Annotated in this window: 3 protein-coding genes and 2 pseudogenes; 3 read left to right on the forward strand and 2 right to left on the reverse strand. The window is 71.9% G+C overall.

The window, feature by feature from the left end:
• Positions 1-27: 27 nt before the first annotated feature.
• A pseudogene (locus AB0C29_RS34510) lies at positions 28-201 on the reverse strand (ATP-binding cassette domain-containing protein); the annotation flags it as partial.
• Positions 202-329: 128 nt separating this feature from the next.
• Complete coding sequence (purD, locus tag AB0C29_RS34515; RefSeq protein WP_360829318.1) at positions 330-1571, reverse strand: phosphoribosylamine--glycine ligase; 1242 nt, start codon at positions 1569-1571, stop codon at positions 330-332.
• A 185-nt stretch (positions 1572-1756) separates the two neighbouring features.
• On the opposite strand from purD, the gene AB0C29_RS34520 reads away from it, so the two are divergent.
• From AB0C29_RS34520 to AB0C29_RS34530, 3 genes and pseudogenes are all read left to right on the forward strand, one after another.
• Entirely contained in the window at positions 1757-3049 is a 1293-nt protein-coding gene (locus AB0C29_RS34520; protein WP_360829321.1) for an adenylosuccinate synthase, read from the forward strand.
• A 3-nt stretch (positions 3050-3052) separates the two neighbouring features.
• Positions 3053-4021 (forward strand): hypothetical protein, encoded by a 969-nt coding sequence (locus AB0C29_RS34525; protein WP_360829324.1) that lies wholly within the window; start codon positions 3053-3055, stop codon positions 4019-4021.
• A 65-nt stretch (positions 4022-4086) separates the two neighbouring features.
• Positions 4087-4634: pseudogene (locus AB0C29_RS34530) on the forward strand (hypothetical protein); the annotation flags it as partial.

Here is a 4634-nt window from a genome sequence, read left to right on the forward strand (position 1 = left end):
GGCGCGGATCGGCGGCCGCCGCTACCGCGCCTGACCGGCGTCGGGCCGGTCCAGCCCGAGGATCAACCGCATCGTGGTGGACTTGCCCGACCCGTTGGGGCCGAGGAAACCGGTGACACTGCCCGGCCGTACGTCGAAGCTGAGCGCGTCGACGGCGAGCGTCCGGCCGTATCGCCTGGTGAGATTCCGGGCCTCGATCATCCGGACTCCTTCCGTAGTCGGTGCCTACGGAAAGTCACGCTATGCAGCTGGCGGGCCGGAAAGGACCCGGCTGACGGCCGTCTTCCGCTGGGGGATATCCCCCAGATCGGGGCTCCGGCGCCGCCGGGTCAGGCGGTGATGCGGCCTTCGACGGCGCCCAGGGCGATATCCGTCCGGTGGTGGGAGCCCTCCAGCGTGATGCCCTCCACCAGCGCATAAGCCGCCGCCCGGGCCGCAGCCAGATCGGCCCCGGTAGCGGTCGCGCTGAGCACCCGCCCACCGGCCGACACCAGCGCACCGTCCTCCCGGCGGGCCGTGCCCGCGTGGATCACACCCGGCTGCTCGCCGCCGGTGATCACGTCGCCGGTGCGCGGCGTGCCGGGGTAGTTGTGGCTGGCCACGACGACCGTCACCGCCGCGCCTTCGTGCCAGCGCAGCGCCGGGAAGTCAGCCAGCATGCTCGTCGCCGCCGCGTGCAGCAACTCGCCCAGCGGCGTCGCCAGCAGAGCCAGCACCACCTGCGTCTCCGGGTCGCCGAAGCGCGCGTTGAACTCGATGACCTTCGGGCCTTTGCCGGTCAGCGCCAGCCCCACGTAGAGCAGCCCGGCGAACGGCGTGCCCCGCTCCCGCATCTCGGCCAGCGTCGGCATGACGGTCTCGGCCATCACCCGCTCGACGAGGTCGTCCGGCGCCCAGGACAGCGGCGCGTAAGCCCCCATGCCGCCCGTGTTCGGCCCGGCGTCGCCGTCGAGGGCGCGCTTGAAGTCCTGGGCCGGCATCAGCGGCACCGCGGCTGTGCCGTCGGTCACCACGAACAGCGACACCTCGGGCCCGTCGAGGAACTCTTCGATGACCACCCGGCCGCAGTCGCGCGCGTGCTCCTCGGCGACGGTGCGGTCGTCGGTCACCACCACACCCTTGCCTGCGGCGAGACCGTCGTTCTTCACCACGTACGGCGGGCCGAAGTCGTCGAGCGCGGCCGCCACCTCGGCATCGGTGGTGCACTCGTAGGACCGGCCGGTGGGCACGCCCGCGGCGGCCATCACGTCCTTGGCGAACGCCTTCGAGCCCTCCAACCGGGCCGCCGCCCCGCTCGGGCCGAAGCAGGCGATGCCCTTGGCTCGCACGGCATCGGCCACGCCGGCCACCAGCGGCGCCTCGGGACCGATCACCACCAGGTCGGCGGCGACCTCGACAGCGAGGGCGGCCACCGCGGCCGGGTCGGTGGCGGTGACGTCACGCAGCTCGGCGACCGCGGCGATGCCGGGGTTGCCGGGGGCAGCGATCAGTCGCTCCACCGAGGGGTCCGCGGCGAGGCCGACGGCAAGGGCGTGCTCGCGGCCGCCGGATCCGATCAGAAGTACACGCACGCCGCAGATCCTACGGGCCAGGGTTGATCTCCCGCGCGCTCGTCCACAAGTCCACAAAGCACCGATATCGTCCTGTGGACAACGCTGTGGATAACCGGCGGGCGGCGGATCGCCGCGTCGCGTAAACTTCGGCAGTACCCGGGCCTCTCCGCGTACGACGTGTGTCAACGGAAGGCGTCAGTCAAGTGCCGGTGATCGTGTTGGTCGGCGCCCAGTGGGGCGACGAGGGCAAGGGCAAGGCCACGGACCTCCTGGGCGACCGGATCGACTACGTGGTCAAGTTCAACGGCGGTAACAACGCCGGCCACACCGTCGTGATCAAGGGCGAGAAATACGCCCTGCACCTGCTGCCCAGCGGCATCCTCACCCCCGGCGTCACCCCGGTGATCGGCAACGGCGTGGTGGTCGACCTGGCGGTGCTGTTCGAGGAGATCGACGGCCTGGAGGCGCGCGGCATCGACACCTCCCGCCTGCGGATCAGCGCGAACGCCCACGTCATCGCGTCGTACAACCGGACGCTGGACAAGGTCAGCGAGCGCTACCTGGGCGCCCGGCGGATCGGCACCACCGGCCGCGGCATCGGCCCGACGTACGCCGACAAGATGAACAGGCTCGGCGTCCGCATCCAGGACCTCTTCGACGAGTCGATCCTGCGCCAGAAGGTCGAAGCCGCCCTGAGCTTCAAGAACCAGGTGCTCTCGAAGATCTACAACCGCAGCGCGATCAAGCCCGACGAGGTCATCGCCGAGCTGCTCTCCTACACCGAGCGGCTGCGCCCGATGGTCGCCGACACCGCGCTGGAGCTCTCCCAGGCGCTGGACAACGGCAAGGTCGTGCTCTGCGAGGCCGGCCAGGCCACCCTGCTGGACGTCGACCACGGCACGTACCCGTTCGTCACCAGCTCCAACGCGACCGCCGGCGGCGCCTGCACCGGCTCCGGCATCCCGCCCACCCGGGTCGACCGGGTCGTCGCGGTGCTCAAGGCGTTCACCAGCCGGGTCGGTGAGGGTCCGTTCCCCACCGAGCTGCACGACGAGGTCGGCGACTATCTGCGTAAGGTCGGTCACGAGTACGGCACCACGACCGGCCGCCCCCGCCGCATCGGCTGGCTCGACCTGGTGATGGGCCGCTACGCCCAGCGGATCAACGGCGTGACCGACTTCGCCCTGACCAAACTGGACAATTACGACGGGCTGGACGAGATCCCGGTCTGCGTGGCGTACGAGGTGAACGGGGTGCGGCACGACGAGATGCCGTACAGCCAGAGCGACTTCCACCACGCCACCCCGATCTACGAGACGCTGCCCGGCTGGAAGAAGGACATCAGCGGCGCCCGCAGCTTCGCCGAGCTGCCCGACAACGCCCAGCGCTTCGTCGAGTTCGTCGAGGAACGGATCGGCGCGCGGATCTCCGTGGTCGGCGTCGGCCCGGGCCGCGAGGAAGTCATCGAGCGGCACTCGGTGCTGAGCGAGGCCTGAGCCGTGTACGACGTCATCGTGCTCAGCCTGGCCGAGGGTGGCGGTTCGGCCGCGGGTGCCTGCGGTTCGGCGTGCGGGGGCTGCGGCTCCGCCGAGCAGGAGGTTTGCGACACTCCGCGCGTACCGGTGCTGAAGTGCGTGGATGCCCTCACCGCGGCCGGCGCGCGGGTCGAGACCGTGACCGCATCCTCGGATGCGGAGATCGACGCGGTGATCGCCCGCTTCGACGCGCCGGCGCGGCCGGACGGCCTCGCCTGGCCCGACCCGGAGAGCAAGCTGCGGCTGGTCGTCGCGACGGCGACGGACGGCCAGCTCAGGGCGGTGATGCGCCGGCTGGTCCGGCGGTACGCGCCGCCGCCGAGCAAACGCCCGGCCGACCTCGACGAGAGCCGCACTGTGCCGGACCTGCCGCCGGTGGCGATTCTGCCGCTCGACCCGGCCAACAGCACCGACCTCGCCGCCCAGCTGGGCCTGCCCCGCGACCCGGCCGCGGTCGCCGCCGCGGTGCTCGGTGGCACGGTCCGCCGCCTTGATCTGTTGCGCAACGACGGCGGCTCGGTGACGGTGGACGGCGCGCTGGTCGGCGGCGCCGACGACGCCGGAAAGGCGGTGCCGTGGCGAGGTCGCATCGAGGTTGATGACGCTGTGCTCTCCGACGGCACCGACCAGATCATCGCCTGCGCGATCGGCAACGCGGGCGCCTACGCCGAGTTCGACGGCCTGCCGCTGCTCGGCACGCCGGACCCGACCGACGGCCGGGTCGAGGTCGCGGTGGCGGTCCCGGTGCTGGTCAAGCAGCTCTTCAAAAAGCCGAGGGTACGCGTAGAGGTGCGCCGCGCCCGGGGCCGAGCCGTGTCGGTCCTACCCCGCGACGGCGAGCTGCAGTTCCTCGACGACGGCGTGGCCGGGACGATGAACCGCAAACGCTCGTGGTGGACCGAGCCCGGCGCCTGGGCGGTGTACGCGGGATGACCCTTTGTGCGAGTCTGAACTAGCACTCAGGTACGAATCTTTGGAAATACGGGGAGGTCGCATCCGTGGAGGACGAGAACGCCGACCGCGTCTACGTCCCGGGTACGAACGGCACGCAACCCGACCGGGACGTCGAGCCGTTCTGGCCGCCGGAGGAGTTGAACGCTCCGGTGCACGGTGGCAAGCCGGTGCCCCGGGACGCACCGCAGGCTTTCCCGCTCCCGCCGGCCCCGCCGGTGACCACCCCGCCGGTGCCTGCCCCGCAACAGGGCGACCCGAGCGTCTACCGGCCGACGGACCGCGTGGTGACGCCACCGCCCGCACCACCGATGTACCACCAGCAACCGCCCCAGCCCCAGATCCCCCAGCCGCGGCCCGCGCCCGGTCCGGATGGCGGCGGAGCACAGCCCTGGCCGAACATCCCACCCCGCACGGGATCTACGGCGGCGGGACACTTCTCCGCTTCTGCCCACGTTTCGCCGCCGCCGACCACTTCGGACGCCGCGCCGCACGGTACGGGCAGCGCGGCACCGTTCTCCGGACCGACGCCCAGCGCGCCGGTCAGCGGCGGACCGCGCCCCGACGGACCGCCGGCCACCGGCCACGGACCGGC

It is taken from the genome of Actinoplanes sp. NPDC048791, assembly GCF_040650095.1.
Classification (GTDB): domain Bacteria; phylum Actinomycetota; class Actinomycetes; order Mycobacteriales; family Micromonosporaceae; genus Actinoplanes.